Source organism: Fictibacillus solisalsi (genome assembly GCF_900103485.1).
GTDB lineage: Bacteria > Bacillota > Bacilli > Bacillales > Fictibacillaceae > Fictibacillus_C > Fictibacillus_C solisalsi.
The window spans coordinates 1,472,701-1,493,749 of the sequence record NZ_FNHW01000001.1; the positions used below are offsets into that span (position 1 = coordinate 1,472,701).

General features: G+C 42.9%; 19 protein-coding genes and 2 pseudogenes. 3 read left to right on the forward strand and 18 right to left on the reverse strand.

The genetic code is table 11. The annotated features are described in order from the left end of the window. Window positions 1-88 precede the first annotated feature (88 nt). Window positions 89-1,462 (forward strand): sigma-54 interaction domain-containing protein, encoded by a 1,374-nt coding sequence (locus BLT53_RS07540; RefSeq protein ID WP_090233877.1) that lies wholly within the window; start codon window positions 89-91, stop codon window positions 1,460-1,462. 459 nt (window positions 1,463-1,921) lie between these two features. Here the strand turns inward: BLT53_RS07540 and BLT53_RS07545 are convergent, their stop codons facing one another. From BLT53_RS07545 to BLT53_RS07580, 8 genes are all read right to left on the reverse strand, one after another. After that, the gene (locus BLT53_RS07545) at window positions 1,922-3,115 is read right to left on the reverse strand and encodes an FAD/NAD(P)-binding oxidoreductase (RefSeq protein WP_090233878.1); all 1,194 of its coding nucleotides are present in this window, start codon (window positions 3,113-3,115) and stop codon (window positions 1,922-1,924) included. Window positions 3,116-3,297: 182 nt separating this feature from the next. Continuing rightward, window positions 3,298-3,381, reverse strand: a complete 84-nt coding sequence (locus tag BLT53_RS25765; RefSeq protein WP_425284699.1) for a DUF302 domain-containing protein — start codon at window positions 3,379-3,381, stop codon at window positions 3,298-3,300. A gap of 362 nt (window positions 3,382-3,743) precedes the next feature. Continuing rightward, window positions 3,744-4,949 (reverse strand): Gfo/Idh/MocA family protein, encoded by a 1,206-nt coding sequence (locus BLT53_RS07555; protein ID WP_090236765.1) that lies wholly within the window; start codon window positions 4,947-4,949, stop codon window positions 3,744-3,746. Beyond that, window positions 4,940-5,908 carry a sugar phosphate isomerase/epimerase family protein gene (locus BLT53_RS07560; RefSeq protein ID WP_090233880.1) on the reverse strand — a complete coding sequence of 323 codons (969 nt, stop codon included), beginning with the start codon at window positions 5,906-5,908 and terminating at the stop codon, window positions 4,940-4,942. The genes BLT53_RS07555 and BLT53_RS07560 overlap by 10 nt, the downstream gene beginning before the upstream one ends. Window positions 5,909-5,935: 27 nt before the next feature. Next, the gene (locus BLT53_RS07565) at window positions 5,936-6,772 is read right to left on the reverse strand and encodes a carbohydrate ABC transporter permease (protein WP_090233882.1); all 837 of its coding nucleotides are present in this window, start codon (window positions 6,770-6,772) and stop codon (window positions 5,936-5,938) included. Then, window positions 6,772-7,716 (reverse strand): carbohydrate ABC transporter permease, encoded by a 945-nt coding sequence (locus BLT53_RS07570; protein WP_244520373.1) that lies wholly within the window; start codon window positions 7,714-7,716, stop codon window positions 6,772-6,774. The genes BLT53_RS07565 and BLT53_RS07570 overlap by 1 nt, the downstream gene beginning before the upstream one ends. Window positions 7,717-7,734: 18 nt before the next feature. After that, window positions 7,735-8,955, reverse strand: coding sequence for an ABC transporter substrate-binding protein (locus BLT53_RS07575; protein WP_090233883.1), 1,221 nt, complete (start codon window positions 8,953-8,955; stop codon window positions 7,735-7,737). A gap of 26 nt (window positions 8,956-8,981) precedes the next feature. Then, window positions 8,982-9,986: a Gfo/Idh/MocA family protein gene (locus BLT53_RS07580; RefSeq protein WP_170834267.1), complete on the reverse strand. Its 1,005-nt coding sequence runs from the start codon at window positions 9,984-9,986 to the stop codon at window positions 8,982-8,984. 219 nt (window positions 9,987-10,205) lie between these two features. Between BLT53_RS07580 and BLT53_RS07585 the strand changes: the two genes are divergently transcribed. Then, window positions 10,206-11,051, forward strand: coding sequence for an AraC family transcriptional regulator (locus BLT53_RS07585; RefSeq protein ID WP_170834268.1), 846 nt, complete (start codon window positions 10,206-10,208; stop codon window positions 11,049-11,051). A gap of 18 nt (window positions 11,052-11,069) precedes the next feature. Here the strand turns inward: BLT53_RS07585 and BLT53_RS07590 are convergent, their stop codons facing one another. Continuing rightward, window positions 11,070-11,777, reverse strand: coding sequence for a YukJ family protein (locus tag BLT53_RS07590; RefSeq protein WP_090233887.1), 708 nt, complete (start codon window positions 11,775-11,777; stop codon window positions 11,070-11,072). 272 nt (window positions 11,778-12,049) lie between these two features. On the opposite strand from BLT53_RS07590, the gene BLT53_RS07595 reads away from it, so the two are divergent. Then, window positions 12,050-13,648 carry a glycoside hydrolase family 10-like protein gene (locus BLT53_RS07595; RefSeq protein ID WP_090233889.1) on the forward strand — a complete coding sequence of 533 codons (1,599 nt, stop codon included), beginning with the start codon at window positions 12,050-12,052 and terminating at the stop codon, window positions 13,646-13,648. A 173-nt stretch (window positions 13,649-13,821) separates the two neighbouring features. Here the strand turns inward: BLT53_RS07595 and BLT53_RS07600 are convergent. From BLT53_RS07600 to BLT53_RS07640, 9 genes and pseudogenes are all read right to left on the reverse strand, one after another. Continuing rightward, window positions 13,822-14,086, reverse strand: a pseudogene (locus BLT53_RS07600) (LutC/YkgG family protein); the annotation flags it as partial. Continuing rightward, window positions 14,073-14,286: pseudogene (locus BLT53_RS07605) on the reverse strand (amino acid dehydrogenase); the annotation flags it as partial. The pseudogenes BLT53_RS07605 and BLT53_RS07600, both read right to left, overlap by 14 nt. A gap of 74 nt (window positions 14,287-14,360) precedes the next feature. Then, window positions 14,361-15,578, reverse strand: a complete 1,218-nt coding sequence (locus BLT53_RS07610; protein WP_170834269.1) for a M20 family metallopeptidase — start codon at window positions 15,576-15,578, stop codon at window positions 14,361-14,363. 18 nt (window positions 15,579-15,596) lie between these two features. Then, complete coding sequence (locus BLT53_RS07615; protein ID WP_170834270.1) at window positions 15,597-16,568, reverse strand: P1 family peptidase; 972 nt, start codon at window positions 16,566-16,568, stop codon at window positions 15,597-15,599. Next, a complete protein-coding gene (locus BLT53_RS07620; RefSeq protein ID WP_090233890.1) occupies window positions 16,568-17,125 on the reverse strand; it encodes an ECF transporter S component in 558 nt (185 codons plus the stop codon). The genes BLT53_RS07615 and BLT53_RS07620 overlap by 1 nt, the downstream gene beginning before the upstream one ends. A gap of 27 nt (window positions 17,126-17,152) precedes the next feature. Beyond that, window positions 17,153-18,040, reverse strand: coding sequence for an energy-coupling factor transporter transmembrane component T family protein (locus BLT53_RS07625; RefSeq protein WP_244520374.1), 888 nt, complete (start codon window positions 18,038-18,040; stop codon window positions 17,153-17,155). Next, window positions 18,018-18,875, reverse strand: a complete 858-nt coding sequence (locus BLT53_RS07630; protein WP_342027846.1) for an energy-coupling factor transporter ATPase — start codon at window positions 18,873-18,875, stop codon at window positions 18,018-18,020. The genes BLT53_RS07625 and BLT53_RS07630 overlap by 23 nt, the downstream gene beginning before the upstream one ends. Continuing rightward, on the reverse strand, window positions 18,872-19,729 hold the full coding sequence (locus BLT53_RS07635) for an energy-coupling factor transporter ATPase (RefSeq protein ID WP_090233892.1): 858 nt from the start codon (window positions 19,727-19,729) through the stop codon (window positions 18,872-18,874). Before BLT53_RS07635 ends, BLT53_RS07630 begins: the two co-directional genes overlap by 4 nt. Continuing rightward, complete coding sequence (locus tag BLT53_RS07640; RefSeq protein WP_090233893.1) at window positions 19,689-21,047, reverse strand: MFS transporter; 1,359 nt, start codon at window positions 21,045-21,047, stop codon at window positions 19,689-19,691. The genes BLT53_RS07635 and BLT53_RS07640 overlap by 41 nt, the downstream gene beginning before the upstream one ends. Window positions 21,048-21,049 lie beyond the last annotated feature (2 nt).

Consider the following 21,049-nt stretch of genomic DNA (forward strand, 5'->3'; position numbering starts at 1 on the left):
GCTGTCAAATCGAGTTACAATTGACTCATTTACAAAAGAGTATTAATCAAATTTAACTCATTAACGTTTAATAAGAGAGGATCATTCTATGAAAACTCCCAATGCAACAGGCAATATTGAGATGACGCTGGAAACACTTTTAAATATTCTTGATCATTCCTCAGATGAAATTTTCGTCCTCAACGGCGAAAAACGGATTCTCTACGTGAACCAAGCATGTGAGCGCCATTATGGGTTAAAGCCAACTGATGTTATCGGAAAATACAATGTCGACTTATTTGAAAAAGGCTATTGGAAGCCATCTATTGTGCCGGAAGTGTATAAAAGAAAAAAGCCATGCTACATGAAACAGCAAACTTATATCGGGGCTGAATTGATGACGTCAGCCATTCCACTCTTAAATGAAGAGGGAGAAATTGAACTCGTCGTCATTACAGCAACCGAAACCCAAACGTATAAAATGTTAAAAGCAAATGAAGCAGGTGATGAGTCAAATACCACTCAAGATGAAGATGAAACAGGCAGAATCATTACGAACAGTGGAAAAATCAACCGAATCCTGACTTTTTGTGAAAAAGTGGCACCAACGGATTCAACGATTTTAATCCAAGGGGAATCAGGAACAGGAAAAGGAGTGCTCGCCCATTTCATCCACCGGATTAGCAAGCGGAAAAGTGGCCCGTTCCTGACAATTAACTGCGCGGCCATTCCAGAAGAGCTGCTCGAATCAGAGTTATTCGGCTATTCAAAGGGCGCATTTACCGGGGCCAGCAATACCGGAAAACCAGGATTGATTGAGGCAGCGGATGGGGGTACTGTTTTCCTTGATGAAATTGGAGAAATGCCGCTCTCTCTACAGGCGAAGCTTTTACAAGTAATCCAGGATAAACAATTCATTCCTGTCGGTGGCAGCGAAATGAAAAAGGTCGATATCCGTATCATCGCCGCAACGAACCAGGATTTAATTGAAATGATCAATGACAAAAGATTCCGGGAGGATTTATTTTACCGGTTGAATGTAATAGATGTTCATCTGCCACCGCTGCGTGAGCGCAAAGAAGATATCATTCCGCTTACGTACAATTTTTTAAATAAATTCAATGAAAAATACCGTGAAAATAAAGTTATATCAGAAGAATGCCTGAACATCTTAATCCATTATTCGTGGCCGGGGAATGTGCGACAGCTAGAAAATCTGATTGAACGGTTAGTCGTCATCAGCGACTCAATCATCCAGGTGGCCGACTTGCCGGATATGATTACCGCCAATGTTGAACAAGTCACCCAGCTCGCTCTCCCCACTTCACTCGACAAAGCGATTGATGAAACGAAGCGTTTCTTAATCAGAAAATCTTACCAAACATTCAAATCGTCCAGGAAAGTCGCGAAAGACCTTGATATCAGCCAGACGAAAGCCTCAAAACTGATTCGGGAATACTGCGTGGATTTGATGAATGACTAAGCGTCTTGATCTTACTTAGATTGGATTTATGGACGGCAATAGAGGAAGGAAAAAACAATTCATATTTATTATGAACTTATGTAAGAATGGATGTGAGGGATTATCGAAGTAGAAAGTTGGTAACCATATTGAAACAAGAAATGAAAAAAAGGACAAGTTACAGCTTTAAACATAAACACTTTCATATACTCAGGTATGTATGTTTGAGTGATACTGTTTGCGTTAAATGAAACAAAAACCTTGTTTTTTTATCAATATCCCCCCTATATTTTTTTAAAAAAATATAGGGGGGATATTTTATAGATAAATTAAAGATTTAATACCAGATGGTTATGATGATTTTTTCTTTTGATCCAGAGAGAAATAACCACCCTCCAGGTGAAAACATTCTTAACTCCATTTAACTTGGCATGCCACTAAATAGGAAGCTTGAGCCAGCTTGTCTTCATAAATTTGCAATTACATAATCCCTTTTAGCATCCCATGCCAGTACATAAGCGGCAGAAAATTTCTCTTTAAAAAATACATGCTGTATCTTTCTTTTGCCTGATTAAAAGGCATCGTTTCAAGAGGTTTTTTATTGTAATCAAATTCAGCCAGAATAAGCTTGTTATAGCCGGTTACGAGTGGGCAAGAAGTATAGCCGTCATAGTTTAAAAACGGCGCCTTCCCTTGGATTACAGAAACAAGATTCCGAGCAGCCAAAGGAGCTTGCTTTCGAATAGCGGCTCCTGTTTTGGAAGTTGGAAGGCTGCTATTGTCCCCTAATGCAAAGATATTGTCATATCGATTGTGCTGCAGCGTATGCTTGTTCACATCCACCCAGCCCTTCTCGTCTGCCAATTTGCTCTTCCGAATAAAAGCGGGAGCTCGCATAGGAGGGGTGACATGCAGCATATCATATCTGATTACCTCGTCTTGGCCAGTCTCAAGGCTTTTAAACACAGCCTCTCTTTGATCCGGCCGGATTTCAATTAAATCTCTTTTGTATTTTACCTTAATGTCTTTTCTTTCTATTACCTCTTCTAAAGCGATTCTGTACTTTTCTACATCAAATATCGCCGGATTTGCAGTACCAAAAATCACTTCTGAGTACTTTCTTACCCCTGACCTTTCGAAGTAATCTTCAGCTAAATACATGATTTTCTGCGGAGCTCCACCACATTTTACTGGCGTGGAAGGATGTGTAAAAACAGCGTTGCCACCCTTAAAACTTCTGATCATTTCCCATGTATAATTTACATGTTCATAGGAATAGTTACTGCATACTCCATTTTGCCCCAACGTCTCTTTTAAGCCCTTTACACCATCCCAGTTAATTTCAATACCTGCCGCAGCCACGAGATAATCATAACCAATTTTTTTGCCACTGCTGGTTGAAATGATATTGTCTTCCGGATAAAAAGCTTCAACTGCCTCCCTAAGCCATTCCGCTCCTTTTGGAATGACGGTAGACATTTGCTTTTCTGTAACTTCCTTTTTGGTTACCCCGGCCCCTGCCAATGTCCATAGCGGCTGATAGTAATGTTTTTCAGCCGGATCAATTATAGCAATATCACCCTGTAACGCTGGTTCCATTCTCAAGAGCCTGGCAACGATTGAGATCCCACCTGATCCTGCTCCCACAACAATGACCTTGTATTGAGTACGCAATGTACACTTCCTCCTCTCTTAATAGGAAAGGAAAAAAGGAACCCATTTCATTTTGATTACATGTGTTCCTTCCTTTTTATCGGCATTTATTCATTACCGCTATCAGTTGATCCCTTCAATTTTTTTGGCATTGTCTTGTCATAATTGGTCTTTAAGCATATTGATTAATGCAGATGGTTTGGTCATACCAATTTTACTTTTTGATTATTTTCGTAAACGACCATCTTACACGGCAAAAAATATCCTGCCAGTTGGTTTTGCTCAATAACTTCCTTTTCTTCTTCGGATTACAAACTTCAAGTATCTTAAAATCTTCTTCACATCTAAACCTTTTTCCTCCAACTTGTCATTCAAATGAAAAGTCCATAACACTCCAAATCTTTCATTCAATAATATACGTTCCAGGTTGTCCGCAATTTCAGTGCCTTTTACTTCAATCCTATAATCAAACATAATTTTAACCTTTTAATGCTTCGGTTCATTACTGCATTGGGAATTACTTCATTTTTTCCTCCTGTCTGTTCTGTTCAGCGTGAAAGAATTGTATATTGTGAAATACTTATCTGTCATCTAGATGCATGTCAAAAAAAACCCTCTTAACTAGAGTTAATTAAAAGGGTTTTGTATGTTACTGCTTAACTTTTATCGTTCGTTCTGCTTTTTCAAAAACATCGGACAGAGAAACCCATTGTTTAGTCCGGTCCGATTCTTGCACTGCTTCCAATATCGCCTGGTTTCTGACACCGTCGGCAAAGTTCGGTAACGGGCTGTATCCTTTGTCAATGCCATCCATCAGTTCCACCATCAAATTGGTAAAGGTGTGCTCGTAACCAATGATATGGGCTGCCGGCCAGTAGGCGCCGGCATAAGGATGAATCTCTTCAGTGCAATTGATGGTCCGGAATCCCTGGAGTCCTTCTTCATCCTCATGAAAATAGACATCAAGATTATTCATGTTTTCCATGTCCCAGCGAATGGATCCTTTTTCTCCGTTGATCTCAAGCCGGTTTCCGTTTCGGTTGCCGCCTGCAAAGCGGGTCGCTTCAAACGTTCCTATGGCACCGTTTTCAAACCGGGCGAGGAATACACTTGCATCGTCTACATCAACAGGGCCTTTTTGTTCGGATGCTCCTGTGCCACTTAATCCCGAACTGTCCTCCACGATGGGTCGTTCTTTAATGAATGTTTCCAGCATCCCGCTGACTTCCTTGAATTCTCCGACTAAAAAACGGGCGAGATCGATGCTGTGTGCTGCCAAATCACCCAATGCACCGGAGCCGCAGACCTCTTTGCTTAATCGCCAAACCAGTGGAAATTCGGGGTCCATGATCCAATCCTGCAAATAGGTCGCTCGGATATGATAGATTCGACCCAACCGGCCACTATCAATCAGTTTTTTTGCCCACTGTACGGCCGGAGCATACCGGTAGTTATGGTTGATCATATGTACCACACCATTTTTATTTACCGCATCCAGCATCCGTTGAGATTGTTCAAGCGTCAAAGCCAGTGGTTTCTCGCAAAAAACATGCTTGCCGGCTTCCGCAGCTGCAATGGCAATCTCTGCATGACAGTTGTTTGGAGTAACAATATCAATGAGATCAATGTCATCGCGTGCAATAAGTTTCCGCCAATCCGTTTCATAGCTTCGCCAGCCCATATTGGCGGCCGCTTCTTTCACGTCTTTTTCATTGCGTCCGCAAATGGCTTGCAGGACCGGCTTGGGGTTTGTATCAAAGTAAAACGACACATCACGGTACGCATGAGAATGCGCTTTTCCCATAAATTTATAGCCTACCAGACCTACTCTTACCTGCTTTTGGTTTACGCCCACCACATTTCAACAGCTCCTTCTCCAATCAATTTGTCCTTTAAAAAGGCTACTGCTTTTGTGAATCCTTCTTCAATACTCATCAATCCATCTTCATGCTCAATGCTGATCGCCCCGTCATAACCAATCGTTTGAAGGGCGCTGACAATATCCCTCCAAGTATCTTCTCCATGACCGTAACCCACGGTTCGGAACACCCAGGAACGATTGGCAATGTCGCTATAACTCTTTGTATCAAGTACACCATTTAAGGGATGATTTTGTCCATCGATTTTTGTATCTTTAGCATGAAAGTGAAAAAGCGCTTTTTCCCTTCCAAGTGCCCGGATGCAGGCGACCGGATCCATCCCCTGCCAAAAATAATGGCTTGGATCAAAGTTTGCGCCAATTTGGTCGCCGCATTCTCTTCGTAGCCGAAGCAGCGTTTCCGTATTGTAAACAACAAACCCGGGATGTGGTTCAATGGCTGCTTTTACGCCATGTTCTTTTAGAAATTCATTTTGTTCCTTCCAGTACGGAATGACTTTTTCGTTCCATTGCCAATTCACAACTTCAGAAAAATCAGTCGGCCAAGGGCATGTAATCCAAACAGGATGGAGGGAAAAATCCGATTCACCCGGACATCCTGAGAAAGTAACCACCTGTTCAACACTCAGTTTTTCAGCTAGACGAACCGTATCCTGAAAGACCCGATGGTGCTCTTGCGAAATATTTTGATTAGGATGCAACGGGTTGCCGTGGCAACTGAGGGCACTGATCTGAATTCCCCGTGACTCCAGTGCGTCTTTAAAGTCCTTCAACTTCACTTTATCCGCCAGCAATTCAGCGGGCTTGCAGTGGGCATTACCAATATAGCCTCCAGTTCCGATTTCGACCGTATCCAGCCCACTTTCCTTTATGTAATCCAAAGCTTCTTCAAACGGCTTTTTTGAAAATAACACAGCAAATACTCCTAATTTCATCGAACTCTCTCCTTTATGATTTGATAATTATTTAACAGACCCCGAGGCCAGTCCTCCAACGATATGTTTTTGAAACGCGATGAAAATAATGATGATCGGTATAACACAGACGGTTGCCACCGCCATCAAGGAGTTCCAATCGGTTCCATACTGCCCGACAAAGGTATACAAATGAACCGTTAATGGCCGGACACTTTTGTCCGTGGTCAAGATTAAAGCAAACAGCAAGTCCCCCCATGCGTGTAAAAAGCAGAAAGATCCAACCGTCAGGAGACCGGGTTTTGCCAGCGGCAGGACGATTTTCCAAAATGCCGTAAAGCGGTTGCATCCATCAATAACTGCTGCCTCTTCAAGCCCTTTTGGTATGGACATGAAAAATGGGCGAAGAACGAGTATGGCAAATGGCATGGAAAGCGTCGCATTGGCAATGATCAGGGAAATAAAGTTGTTTAAAAGATGAAGTTTAGAAAACAAGATAAAGAACGGCAAAGCCAGCATGATGTTCGGAAGCATCTGGACGACCAGCAGAAATCCAATCATCCAGCCCCTTCCTTTCAACTCAAGGCGGGCAAGCGCATAGGAGAAGGGTGAAGCAAACAGCAACGTCAATATCATGGAACCTGTTGCAATAATGACACTGTTTAAAAAGAATCTCAGAATCTCAGTATCTTGTATAAAATTTTTCACATAAGCTTGAAACTGAATCTCGCGAGGGATGATCTGCGGAGTGGTAGACAAAATACCAGACATCGGTTTTATAGATGTGGTGACCATCCAGTAAACCGGGAATAGAAAAATGATTGTCGAAATGACAGCAATGACTGTCGTAAAATATTTATTATTTACCTTCAGGAGCGAATTCATTACACATTTTCCTCCTTTCTGACCAGCCATAAATAAACCAGAGCTACAAGTACCAATAAACCGAGCATAATGGTATTTATGGTGGCGCCAAGGCTAAAATTATAGTTGGTAAATGCCATTTCATAGGAGTAAAACGGCAAGACCGTTGAACTGTTGACTGGTCCGCCTCCTGTCATAATCAATATGATGTCAAAGACTTTAAAGGTGTAAATAATGCCCAGTACGAGCAAGGTCAAAATAGTAGGCTTCATAAGTGGAAGGGTGATGAAAAAGAATTGGCGAACCTTTCCTGCACCATCGACTTTAGCCGCTTCATAGGTTTCTTCTGGCAACGATTGGAGACCGGCCAGCAAAATGATCATGTTAAACGGAATCCCGATCCAGATGTTCGCAATGATGGTGCTGTACAATGAAGTATGATCATTAATCAGCCAATGAATCGGCTGGTCAAGTACTCCCAGCCATAAAAGAAGATGGTTAATGATTCCGTGGTCACCGGCAAACATCCATTTAAATAAGGTACCCGTAATCACCATTGGAATCATCCAGGCAATCAGAATGAGTGCCCTCATTACATTCCTTCCTGGAAATTTCTTGTTGAAAAATAAAGCAAAGGCAAAGCCGGTCGTAAATTGAAAAAAGATACAGAGACCAGTAAATATTACAGAGTTTTTTAACGACAGAAGGAAAATTTTATCTTTCATCACAGTAACGTAATTTTCCAGACCGACAAAGGATTGTTCCTTTAAGATATTTAACGCTGTTAAATCCTCAAACGTAATTTTCAAGTTGTAGCCGATGGGAAACACCAAAAATAATAGCAGGAAGACCCCACCTGGCAAAATGAACAGGTAATTACCCAACGACTTTCTTCGTTTTTCTTTTTTTCTGCTTTCCATAGTGACGTTTCGTTGATGCAAAGAAATATCCGTTTCTACATTCATGAGTCACACCACCTTTTTCTATTGAGTGATATAGGGTTTGATCCTTTTGGCTGCTTGTTTCACCGCCCGATCAGCGGGCATGCTTCCCGTTAAAACCTCCTGCATCATTTTTTGTATTTCTTCAGAGATGGAAGGATAGTACGCACCGTATGCTCTGGCTTTGGCAAACTCCATACTGTTGGCAAATGTTTTTAGTCTGGGATCCTTTTGCCAATAGTCATCCTGGATGTAATCCTTTCGCGGGGGCAAATTCCCTTTTTGAATGAGAATTTTTTTTGCATTTTCTTTCTCCTGCATAAACATAAGCACATTCCATGCTGCCTCTTTGTGTTTGGACGTACTGCTGATGGCATAATTTTCTCCGCCCAAAATAGTGCTGTTTTTCTGGTATCCCGGAAGCTCCACTACATTCCAATTCAGTTTCTTTTCTTTTTCCAGGACAGGAATTTGCCACGTTCCATTTACCATCATCGCGGTTTTTCCGTTGATAAACTGTAAAGCGACATCCTGCTGGGTTTGTGTTAGAACTCCTTTGGACATAGAGTTACTCTCAATCAATTCCTTCCATAGGGAAATTGCATCGACGGATCCTCGCGTATTAAAGTGAGTCAGGTCAGAATCTGCTTGCCAGACAAATGGCAAAAATTGAAACGTACCTTCCTCCTGACTGATCGCCGATACCGCCATGCCATATACATCGTTATGGGTCAATTTCTTTGCTGCGTTTTTAAGCTCGTCCCAGGTTTTTGGCGGTTTTATCCCTGCCTCTTTTAACAGGTCCTGATTATAATAGAGGGCAAGATTGTTGCTTCCAAGCGGTATTCCGTAATTTTTCCCTTTATATACGGTCGATGACAGCGGCCCTTCAAAGTACTTCTTTTCTTGTCCCCATACTTTCACTCTCTTCGTAAGGTCGGCCAGAATCCCAGCCTCTGCCAGCATTTGATGGTCAGGATTATCAATGATCAGAATGTCCGGCAATTCCCCTCCGGCTGCTCCAAGTAGAATTTTCTTCTTGAGCTCACCAAAAGGAACCTCAATTCGTTCGATATCTACATTCGGGTGGGCTTTTTCATACGTTTTAATGGCGTTGTTCATTGCGACAGCCGCTTCACTGCCGTAATAATCCCACCAAGTTAATTTAATTTTTCCATCTTGTTTGCCTTCTGCACTTTCACAGGCAGGTAACACCAGAATCAAGGCTAATAAAATGATAAAAACCGACAGTTTTTTTGCCATTTCATACCCCTCCTTTTGCCATGTTATCAGTTTTGGACCAGGGATAATGGCAGATTCACCACCTTGTGAGTAACAGCTGATTCGATGGCGGCGCAGGTGAGCTCATAACTCTTAATATTATCTTCAATAGAAGTGGCAGGCTGATTGCCGCTGATGATGGATTGAACAAAATGATCCACTGACAACGTTCGGTCATCATAAGGAAGATCGACTAAAGGCACAACTTGTCCTTCATTATTTGAATCATATAAGGTAACTTTATCCTCCATTAGCTCAATGGCCCCTTTTTCTCCGACCAATCGGAACTCTCCATTCCACGGGGTTTCCTTTCCTTTTGTTACCCAGCTTCCCATATAACTGACATGTACATCATCCTCAAATGCAATCGATACATGGGCATTCGGATTTCCCTGAAACCAGCTCCAGGAGGGACGATAGCTTTGTGCGTAAACTTCAACCGGATTTTTATTCAGCAGGTATCTCATCAGATCAAAATGATGGATTGACATATCTTCCAGGAGGATATGATCATATCGGTCTCTCCAGCCTCCAAAGTGGCTTGCTCGCTGAAAGGAATAATTCATCCACTCCACTCTCCCGATTTTGTCCGCATCAAGCAGCTGTTTTACTGTTTGGATCGGAGAGTTCCACCGGTAATTTTGGCTGACCATCAGCTGTTTATGATGGTTTTGTTTAACATTGAGCAATTCCTTTGCTTCTTCAAGCGTATGTGCAAGAGGTTTCTCCATCATCACGTGAAACCCCCGCTGGATGGCTTTTATCGCCAGCTCTTTATGCGTTTGTGGCGGAGTGACGATCAGCACGGCATCGGCCTTAATATCTAAAGCTTGATCAATGCTTGAAAACAACATTTCTCCTGGTAAACCAGTAATCTGTTTCGCTCGCCACAGGTTTTCCTCCATCATATCTACAACAGCAACAAGCTCAACATGTTCATACTTCATGGCCACTTCAAGCCATGATTGACCGAATCCTCCTGAGCCAATTTGAATGATACGTATTTTCTCCATATCTCTAACCTCCCGTTGAATATAATGCTTACTATTCATTTTTCAATTGCTATAATTTTACCTTTCGCCTTTATCGTACTGAATGCGCTTTCTTGTGGCTATTCACAATCTTATTCATAATTCGCACAATCTTACGAGATACAGACGAAGAAAGCGTTGTCATTCGCCCGTATTCCTGTTACCTTAATAGAAAAATATGAATAGATGGAGGAGGACATTATGACCAGAAGTGATTTAAAGGAAGCAACATATATTCCGGATAAGACATTTCCTATTAATATTTTCTTCATCAATAAGTTTCCTCTTCACTGGCACAATCATATGGAATGGATTTTTATAAAAGAAGGAGAAGTAAAGGTTCAAATTGATGATACATTCGTCCATCTGGAAAAAGGAGAACTTGCTTTTGTGAACCCGAAACAGCTGCATGCCGCAGAGGGGCTGACTGACCAGGCTGAGATTGCAGCTATTGTGTTTAATGATGCCCTGCTTCGGAACACGGGCCTTGATTGTACCGAACGCCTTTATCTTTATCCCTATTTAAACAATGAATTAAAGCTTCAAAACTTTTTAAGAAAAGGGGAAGTTTACACGAATGAACTCAGCCGTTCCATTTCTTGTTTGATCACCGAATTTGAAAAGAGCGAGGTCGGTTATGAGCTATTGGTTAAAGCAGAGCTGTTCCGGATTTTTGGTCTTATTTTTCGCTATTATCATCAGCTGAAAGAACAGCCTCCTGCTTTTTCCAAAAAGTCTTATCATCTTACCGGCCTGCTAAATTTCTTGAGGGAACACTATAACCAGGAAATCAGCATTGAAGAAGCTGCGAGGATGGTTAATTTAAGCCCCAATCATTTTTGCAAAGTCTTTAAGAAAATAACGGGAAAAACATTAATTGAATATCTTCATTTGCTTCGAATCAACGAAGCAGAAAAAATGCTAATGGGCTCTGATGCTTCGATCACAGAAATTGCAGGGAATGTCGGATTCAGCAGTATCACCTATTTCGGAAGGGTGTTTAAGAAAATAAAGAATGTTCCCCCCTCTGTTATCCGCAAAAAATAAAAGCCAAACAGCAATGAATCACTGTTTGGCTTTTCTGTTGGCTTGATCATAATTCAAATAATTGCATTTCTCTACAGGCAGCACGGCGTTACCTTGATCATCGGTGCACCAGGACTGTGATTGAAAAGCAAGGAACGTTCCTACCCACGAATTCGATTCTTCAAAATAAAGCATCAAACCGCCATCCTGCCAAGTTCCATTATCCCGTTTCCATCGTCCCACGTTGCCCTGGTTCATATGGATATCATGGATACCATTCCCGGGTGTAAATCCAAAATACTGATCGGGTGTGTTATTCTCGGGGCCCCAGCGCTGGCCAAATGCATAGAGGACTGCCTTTTCCTGCTGTGCTTTTTCAATGTAAAAACTCAACTTTTCATTCAGGTCATTATCCGGTCCCTCAACGTCAGCAGGCAACGGAACCATCTTTTTGGGATCAAATAAATTTCCTCGGATAAAATCAAGCGCGATATCCGGATTGTTATTTTTTATATCCGTAAATCCAGCTGGCAAGTTCGGCAATGCGGCCAAATCTTCGGATTGAAATTGGTCACTAACAAAATACAATACTTCCGAAGGGTAGGATTGTGACTTAATATTAACGGCCACACGGTATTTCGTTTGTTCTTCCCCCTCAACAAGGATCTGGTAATGAGGACTGGCATCACTGCCATACTTGGAATCTAGTATTTTCCCTTTTAACACTCCATAGTTGTTCAATGACATGTACTTCCCCTCCTTGAACCCATATAATTCGTTACACGATCTCTAAATCCTTTTTTATAAGCTTTACAGGAACACTTGTTCCTATAATAATCCAGGAAAGCAAACACCGCAAGTGTCCATTGTAGGAATGATTGCAATAAACAATCTGTGAAATTCTTCCTACTTATTCCTCATTAAAAATAAATCAAAAGCAATGGGTTATTTCTCTAGGAATCTTCTATAATTATACTGTTATTACCATTTAATAGAAAATAGGGAAAAGAGGTTATGTGATGGTATCAAAGAAAAAAGCAGGCTCACTGTTGCTTGCTGCTTTTCTTGGCGGCAATTTACTCCTTTCCACCCAGGCTGTCAATGCTCAATCATCCCCTCATCAGGCACAAACATATCCTAAACAAGAACTTCGTGCAGCCTGGATTGCCAGTGTAACCAACATCGATTGGCCTTCAAAGCCCGGCTTGTCCATTTCACAGCAAAAAGAAGAGTTCATGCGGTACCTGGATGAGCAAAAAGCAATGAACATGAATGCGGTGGTCATGCAAATTAAACCGACTGCTGATGCTTTTTATCCTTCCCAATATGGTCTCTGGTCTAAATATCTGACAGGTGTCCAGGGCAAAGATCCCGGCTACGATCCCCTCTCTTTTATGGTAGAAGAAGCCCACAAGCGGAATATGGAGTTTCATGCCTGGTTTAATCCGTACCGCATTACAATGCCATTAGGCAAAACAGCAGATCTGTCGGATCTAGCAAACTTGCCGGCAGACCATCCTGCAAGACTGCATCCCGACTGGGTCGTTCCCTATGGCCAGCAGCTGTATTTTAATCCGGGGATTCCTAAAGCCCAGAAGTTTATCATTGACGGTATTATGGAAGTGGTAAAAAACTATGATATTGATGCGGTTCATATGGATGACTATTTTTATCCCTATAAAATTGCCGGAGTTCCATTTCCTGATCAGGCCACATACGAAACATACGGAAGCTCGCGTTTCTCGAATATTGAAGACTGGCGACGTGATAATGTAAACCAACTGGTAAAGCACTTGAATGAATCGATCAAATCTGAAAAATCCTATGTGAAATTTGGCATAAGCCCGTTTGGTGTTTGGCGCAACAAAGCTGTTGACCCTACAGGCTCTGATACAGCAGCCGGACAAACGAATTACGACGATTTATACGCAGACACAAGAACATGGATCAACAATGGATATATAGATTATATTGCCCCGCAAATTTATTGGAACATTGGCCTGCCTGTCGCAGATTATGCCAAGCTTCTCGATTGGTGGGCAAAAGAAGTTAAGGACAAACCGGTCCAGCTGTATGTTGGACAAGCTGATTACAAGATCAATACAATAACGAACGGTGTATCCAACTGGCTGAATCCCGAAGAGATGCCCAATCAGTTGCAGCTAAACCGCACGTATGATGAATTTAAAGGGAGTATGCATTTCAGTGCTAAGGATTTACGTAAAAACCCGCTGGGCATCGCTGACCGCTTAAAAAATGATATATACAAATATCCATCACTTGTTCCTTCCATGCCATGGATCGATAATCAGGCTCCAAAGCCACCAATCTTACATGGAATAAGTTATATAAATGATACGGTCTCTTTTGTGATTGAAAAGCATAATAAACACAGTGATGCTACCGCTTATGCCGTTTACCGGTTTGAAGGAAATAAAAAAGGCAGCATTGATGATGCGTCCCACATGCTTACAACCGTCTATAGTCAAAATCAAAGGTACTTGTATACTGATCAAACAGCTGAAGCCGGAAAAACGTATACCTATGTGGTAACAGCACTGGATCGAACCCACAATGAAAGTAAACCTTCCAAAAGTGTAAAGGTAAAAACAAAGTAAAAATAATCCAATTTTCAAGATTTTAAAAATACCACTTGTCATAGAGTGGTATTTTTAATATTCTTAATTTATTTTATATTATTTAATTTAATATCATTATACGGTACGTGAAATTATTTCATTCATAAAAAAAGAGAGTCTCTTCTCAAGTGAATACTCTCATTTTTTACTATTCATTTATCTTTTACCAGAATATAAGCCGCCTTAACCGGTCCATGCACCCCAACAACCAGGTTCATTTCAATATCGGCGGAATTACCGGATTTTCTTACGGATTGCTTGTGCCGCCTGGGTCATCCTCGGAACAATCGTGCTCTTGGGTTCAATGGCAATGTATGTAGTTGGCAGCAGGCTCACAGAACGGCCAATGTCCTTGCTGCTGTATAGCACGACTGTCCCAGATTCAGCCAGTGTCATTTCACTGAACGTGATTCCTATCTAAGAACAGTCCCATCGCTGAAGGTGCAAATTTCGAACCAATGTTATAAAGCGCTGATGAAGCTGCACCAAGGCCAAATGCCTTCATCGCCATCTTTTCAGATCTTAACAGGACAGGCATCTGTGCAGGCAGCACATAGGGTAGATGCATATGGAAGTTCCTTATAGTCGTAATATCCACCGAATAATAGCGGAAGCAGCTCGGAAAATCAAACTTATTCATCAGATGACCTTATGAATAAAACCTGCAACGAGAGGCGCTGCAGGATCCATGTTATTGATTCAAATAATTTAGTGCGGATAAAGTATAAAGCTGTACGGTTTCTATAAGCTGATCGATTTCAACATATTCATCCGCATGGTGCGGTATGTGCCGGTCACCCGCTCCTGTTGTAATAATCGGTACACCTGCCAGATGCAGAAACGTTCCATCTGTAGCTCCCGGGACACCATTAAAAACAGGAGCCTTACCAGTAACCTGGGTATAAGCTTGGGCAACAGACTGAACAAGATCATGTTCTTTTGGAGTCTCCGTCCATGGCCGGTCTTCAATGACTTCCATTGTCGCTTTGAAATCAGGATCCCGGCTTTTTAAGAGGTTAATAATCTCATTTATTTCGTGCGTTAATTGATCATGACTCTGACCGGGAACGGTTCGAATATCCAGGGCGGTCATGCACTGTGAAGGCACCACATTAATCTGTGGATCCCCTTTCACCGGCCCTTGGACAATGGTCGGTGTTATGCTCGGGTAGCCAAGAAACGGATGTTTCCCAAGCCGTTCTTTTTCTTTTTGTTCCAGTTCCTCAAGTGCGACAATCAATCGCGCCATTCTTGTGGTTGGATTGATTCCTGTAAGCGGCATTGCCCCGTGTGCCATCTTTCCGTATGTGTTTAAGATAATTCGCATGGCTCCTTTTTGGGAAATACAAAGCTGGTTTTCCTCCGGTTCACAAATAATGGCACCATCCACCCCAGCTGCCCATCCATTTTTAATAAAGTCCTTAATGCCAATCATCATGTCTTCTTCATCACACGGAATGCATAATATCATTTTTCCTTTAAACTTCGCTCCTGACTTTATTACCGTATGTACTGCACAAATGGCAGCAGCCAGGTTTCCTTTTGTATCGCATGAACCTCTTCCATAAATTCTTCCATCCACGATTTCAGCTCCAAACGGATCATGCTTCCATGTTTCATGATCTCCTTCGGTAACCACGTCCGTATGTCCCTCAAATAGAAGTGTTCTTCCAGATATGCCCGAATCATAGACGGCAATTACATTCGGACGTCCAGGCACTACCTCCTCATAAAATACATCCAGACCCATGTTACTTAAATAATCTACAAGATATTTAGCAACGTTTTCTTCAGTTCCTCCGGCAGCCGGCCTGAACACACTGGGAATTTTTATAAGCTGCTGTGTCAATTGTACGACTTCGCTCTTATCAACATATTGAAGCACAGATTCAATAGCTGTGGTATTCATTCAGTCAGATCTCCTTTCTTATTCCTTCACCAAATCCCTATAAGCCGGGAAACCATCAATTCCTTTTGCATGCTTAATGGCAGCGACGACGGCTTCTGTCATTACCTCAGCTGCAAAGGTTCCAACAAGGTCAACAGATGCGTCAAGTTCCTGAGTGGCTGCTGCAAAGATCGTATCTCCATCCATCATGGTATGCACCGGAAAAATAGTTCGGGCCAAACCGTTTTGGGCCATGGATGCAACTTTGGCTGCCTGGCTTTTTGTTAACTTGGCATTACATGCAACAACACCAATTGTCGTGTTCGTTCCGGGAAGGAGCGGGATGAATGCTTGATCCACCATCAAATCCAAACTGCTCACAATTTTTCCATGATCATCTCTGGGACCTGCCAATACGGTTCCATCACGAGGATCTCTGACTTCTCCGACTGCATTGACGGCAACAATTGCACCAATGACTAATCCGTCTGGAAAAACTCGTGATGAAGATCCGATTCCACCCTTCATAGCTCGATGAAGGCCAGCAACTTTTCCAACTGTTGCACCGCAGCCTGCCCCCTCGTTTCCCCAGGACAGGTCTCCCCGTTTTGCTAGTGTAGCAGCTTCATAACCCATTTTTCCGTCAGGGCGTACAGCCGCATCTCCAACTGGTAAATCAAACAGCACCGCGGAGGGAACAATAGGTACAACACCACTCCCAACGTCCAGCCCTATTCCCTTCTCCTCCAAAAATTTCATGATACCGCCTGCCGCGTCCAACCCGTAAGCACTCCCTCCGGCTAAACATATGGCGTGAACATGATCTACCAGATTCATAGGATCCAAAAGATCCGTTTCTCTTGTTCCCGGAGCCGCTCCGCGAACATCTACTCCACAGACCGCAGCCCGCTCGAACAATATGGCGGTACAACCTGTATAGGCCTGATGATCTTCACAATGGCCCACTGAAATTCCCGGTACATCTGTAATATTTTGATAGTTTTTTCCCACTACAGCTCACCTGAAATTTTGGATTTCTTATTTGCCCCGTGATCAAGTTTCTTCCAGGCCACCACGATGGCAAGTGTAATAATTACTGATACAATTGCTTCTGGAATACCATTTGTCAGGGCAATGGTGACTGCCACCCCCGGAGCAATATACCCACGGATTACCGCCATAAGCAAAACAAGAAGGGTGTTTGTGACAGCCCCGATAAAGCCAGCTACTCCAATGGCTGTGATTTCATTCATTCCTTTTAACGACCGGTAAGCAAGATAAGCTGTAATTCCAATGAATAATCGGGGTACAATCGCAACCAGAGGATCCTTAAATAACGGAATGGTGGCATCCAAAAACGAGGAAACACCGAAGATAAGGCCAATGACAAGCCCCACAAATGGCCCCTGCATGACGCCTCCAATGATTGCAGGGACATGCATGATTGTCGCATTGCCTGCTGCAGTTGGCACCGGTATAAACCCTAATCGGGTAACGCCAAGCAATATTGCAATTGCCCCCAATACACCAGCCGTAACAATTTTTCGTGTCGTAAGACCTTTCTCCATTTTAATACCCTCCTTTTTTTATTCCGTTTAATAAGGAAACGGAAATGTAAGCAGCACGATAGCAAACGCGATACAAAACATTAATGCGGCGTAGTCGGTTCGGGAAGGTTTATACTTTTTGGATACAGACCGTTCTCTTCCGGGAACGTAGCATCTGGATTCCATAGCCAGCACGAGATCTTCAGCCCGTGACATGGCCACATTAAACAAAGGAATAATAATGGGAAAAACATCTTTTGTACGCTGAACGATACGCCACCAAGCCCCTGTGCCAAATTCTGCACCTCTTGACGCTTGAGCCTTCATCATCTTTTCCATTTCCAAGGCAAAAGTAGGGACAAAGCGAAGCGCAATCGTGATAATCAGGGCAAATTCATGCACAGGAAATTTTACTGTTCGCAGCGGACGAAGAAGACTCTCCATTCCATGGGTGATTTGTGTAGTAGACGTGCTCAGCGTCAATACACTGCTTATAAAAATAATTTCGATAAACCGAAGAGCCGATACAATTACAAGCCGGATGCTGTCTGTTGTAATGTGAATAAACCCGTAATCCAGGAGTACCTCCCCTCCGGAAGCCACTTCACTGTAAAATAAAAGCTGCAGAAGAGCGAGAAGTAAAATAAATGGAATAGCTGGCTTTACACCGGATAAACCATAGGAAATGGGAATTCGTGATATATAAAATAAAAGGCATGCGAACATCAGCGCCAGGAAATTTCCGACATAAGTATCACAGATGGCCATGGAGATGACTAGGAGGGTAAACACTGCTAATTTGATACGTGGATCCATACGGTGAATGATGGAACCTGTCGGTACGTATTGGCCAATGGTAATGTTTCGTGTTAGTTCGAATTCAAAACCAGCGATTTTCCTCATCTCCCTCTTGTTAAAGTAAGGCAATGATTTCATTTGCCGCTTCTTCCAGCTGATACGCATTTTGCCGGACAGCAAATCCTTTGGCTTTTAATTGCGCCAGAATTTCAACTGTATCAGGTGTACCGATATAATGCTCCCTGAGCTTTTCAGCTTCAACGAAAACCTCCTCCGGCGTGCCGTCTACAAGATTCCTGCCATCGGCAAGCACATAAATCCGGTCGGCCATGTAAGCTACTTCCTCCATGTTATGAGAGACAAAAATGATCGTCATGTTCTCTTTCTTGTTTAGCGTCTTCAATCTTTCCAACAACTCGTTCCGCGACCGGGGATCAAGGCCGGCAGTAGGCTCATCCAACACAAGAATATCCGGCCGTAATGCAAGGACTCCCGCAAGCGCCACTTTTCGCTTTTGTCCTCCGCTTAAAGCATAGGTGGCCCGGTCTTTCATTTCTTCAAAGGAAAGTCCGACCAATTCCATCGCCCACTTCACACGATCTCGTACTTCCTTGATCGGAAGCCCCATTTTAAAGGGACCATAAGCGATATCATCTCCAATGATCTTTTCGAAGATCTGGTCCTCAGGATTTTGGAAAACCAATCCAACTTTTCTTCTCAGCAATCTGATATCAATCTTCGGATCGGCAAGATCCATCCCATCTACAACTACATCTCCAGCCTGTGGCCTCATCAGCCCGTTAACATGTTGAATCAACGTCGATTTTCCCGAACCTGTGTGGCCGATGACGGCGATACATTCACCTTTGTTTATTTTCAAGCTCACTCCTGCCAACGCGTGATGCTCAAGCGGGGTCCCTTTCATATAAATGTGTTGAAGGTGCTTCACTTCCAAAATGGGCTGCTCTGTCAAATGACCGGCACCTCCCTTTGTGATAGTCTGACGACTTCCTTAACGATCTCGTCGTTATGAATCAACGTTCCATTGAAATCATGATGATGGGATTGGACCTTTCTTGCCATCTGGCTCGCAACCGGGATATCAAGATGGAGCCGTTTCAACTCCTCTTCCTGTTGAAAAATCTCACGGGGAGTACCGTCCATGATGATTCTCCCCTTTTCAATCACAATCACCCGGCTTGCCTGTGCTGCTTCAGACATATGGTGGGTAACCGAAATGATCGCCATGCCTTCGTCATTCAGCTTCCTCACTACCTTTAGAATTTCATTTCGCCCGTGCGTATCCAGCATGCTAGTTGCTTCATCCAACACTAAACAGTCGGGTTTCATGGCAAGAACACCCGCGATTGCCACACGCTGTTTCTGGCCGCCGGATAAATAGTGTGGCGGCCGGTTCCGGAACTCATTCATACCAACTGAGGCTAATGCAAAATCGATGCGTTCTTTCATTTCAGAAGGAGGGATTTCAAGGTTCTCCAGTCCGAAAGCCACATCATCTTCAACAATGGTCGCTACAATCTGATTGTCTGGATGTTGGAACACCATTCCTACTTTCTGTCGGATCTCCCGCATGCTTGACCACTCTTTTGTATTCCATCCATTGACAACTACATCTCCCGAAACTGGAGTTAAAATGCCGTTCAAGTGTTTGGATAATGTGGATTTTCCAGAGCCATTATGGCCTATGATGACTACATATTCGCCAGGCTTCACTTCAAACGAAATATCATGGAGCACTGGTATCTTTGTTTGATTAACAGCATATTCAAATGAAAGGTTTTTCACCTGAATCAGCGGCAGCGCCATGGGACACCCCCTTTTTGGATGAAAGGTCTGTTGCTTTGGAGGCGTGTTTTTTGATTGTAATGACGAGTACAAAACAAATGAGCAGACAAACACTTAAAAAATACAACCCTGATTTTGTAGTGCCGGTGCCATCCTTTAAATAACCGATCATGTAAGGACCAACAAAGCCACCTAAATTTCCAATGGAATTAATCAGCGCAATTCCAACAGCAGCCGAAGCCTCAGTTAAAAAGAGAGCCGGCAGGGACCAAAACGGTCCAAAAAAACTATAGATGCCGATGGTGGCAATGGAAAGCATGATGATTGAAACATACGGATTAGAGGTTAAACCAGAACCGATTAATCCGAGCGCACCAATTAATGGAGGTAGAGCCGTATGCACCTTTCGTTCTCCCGTCCTGTCTGAACGCCTCGCCCAGAAAATCATGCACAAGCCTCCTGCAATATAGGGAACCATGGAAATCAGACCAATCTGTGTGTTGGACAGCAAAGATGAAAAAGATTGGATGATGGTGGGAAGCCAGAAGCCGACACCGTATAACCCGACAACGAGCGTGAAATATATAAAAGAAAGCCTCCACACTTGAGGGTTGCTGAGCACTTGTTTGGTAGTTAATTGCCCCTCTTTTGACTTTTGCTCATTCTCCCGCTGGATTTCTTGGATGAGCCATTTCTTCTCCTCTTTGTCCAACCATTTGGCTTCCTGCGGCCGATCGGTCAGGTAAAAATAGGTGACAACACCAATTAGAATAGCCGGAATCCCTTCCAGAACGAACATCCATCTCCAGCCCGCCAAACCGCCCCACTCAATATGATCCATGATCCATGTGGAAAGTGGAGCTCCAATGATATTGGATGCCGCAAGCGCTGTCATAAACAAAGCAAATGCACGGGCTTGTTCTTTTCCTCTGAACCAATAGGTGATATACAAAATAATACCCGGGAAAAAACCGGCTTCTGCCACACCAAGCAAAAAACGCAATACATACAACTGTCCCGCGTTTTGAGCAAATGCGGTTAAAATAACGACAACTCCCCAGCTAAGCATGATTCGTGCAATCCATTTTCTCGCTCCGACTTTATGAAGCAAAATGTTGCTTGGAATCTCAAATAAGAAATAGCCGAGAAAGAAGATTCCGGAGATTAATCCAAAAGTTGAACTGGCAAGCGCCAGATCTTCATTCATGTCCAGTGCCGCATACCCAAGATTCACACGGTCAAGAAAAGCGATGATATAGAGCAGAAAAATAAATGGGATAACCCTCCAAAACACTTTTTTTGTAGTGCGTTCTTCTAATGAGATGTTCGGCTGATTCACCT

Excerpts from the sequence above, each read along its gene's own strand:
- BLT53_RS07540 (WP_090233877.1), top strand. The coding sequence starts at position 89 with ATGAAAACTCCCAATGCAACAGGCAATATTGAGATGACGCTGGAAACA.
- BLT53_RS07560 (WP_090233880.1), bottom strand. The coding sequence starts at position 5,908 with ATGAAATTAGGAGTATTTGCTGTGTTATTTTCAAAAAAGCCGTTTGAA.
- BLT53_RS07565 (WP_090233882.1), bottom strand. The coding sequence starts at position 6,772 with ATGAATTCGCTCCTGAAGGTAAATAATAAATATTTTACGACAGTCATT.
- BLT53_RS07570 (WP_244520373.1), bottom strand. The coding sequence starts at position 7,716 with ATGAATGTAGAAACGGATATTTCTTTGCATCAACGAAACGTCACTATG.
- BLT53_RS07575 (WP_090233883.1), bottom strand. The coding sequence starts at position 8,955 with ATGGCAAAAAAACTGTCGGTTTTTATCATTTTATTAGCCTTGATTCTG.
- BLT53_RS07580 (WP_170834267.1), bottom strand. The coding sequence starts at position 9,986 with ATGGAGAAAATACGTATCATTCAAATTGGCTCAGGAGGATTCGGTCAA.
- BLT53_RS07585 (WP_170834268.1), top strand. The coding sequence starts at position 10,206 with ATGACCAGAAGTGATTTAAAGGAAGCAACATATATTCCGGATAAGACA.
- BLT53_RS07590 (WP_090233887.1), bottom strand. The coding sequence starts at position 11,777 with ATGTCATTGAACAACTATGGAGTGTTAAAAGGGAAAATACTAGATTCC.
- BLT53_RS07595 (WP_090233889.1), top strand. The coding sequence starts at position 12,050 with ATGGTATCAAAGAAAAAAGCAGGCTCACTGTTGCTTGCTGCTTTTCTT.
- BLT53_RS07610 (WP_170834269.1), bottom strand. The coding sequence starts at position 15,578 with ATGAATACCACAGCTATTGAATCTGTGCTTCAATATGTTGATAAGAGC.
- BLT53_RS07620 (WP_090233890.1), bottom strand. The coding sequence starts at position 17,125 with ATGGAGAAAGGTCTTACGACACGAAAAATTGTTACGGCTGGTGTATTG.
- BLT53_RS07625 (WP_244520374.1), bottom strand. The coding sequence starts at position 18,040 with ATGAAATCATTGCCTTACTTTAACAAGAGGGAGATGAGGAAAATCGCT.
- BLT53_RS07635 (WP_090233892.1), bottom strand. The coding sequence starts at position 19,729 with ATGGCGCTGCCGCTGATTCAGGTGAAAAACCTTTCATTTGAATATGCT.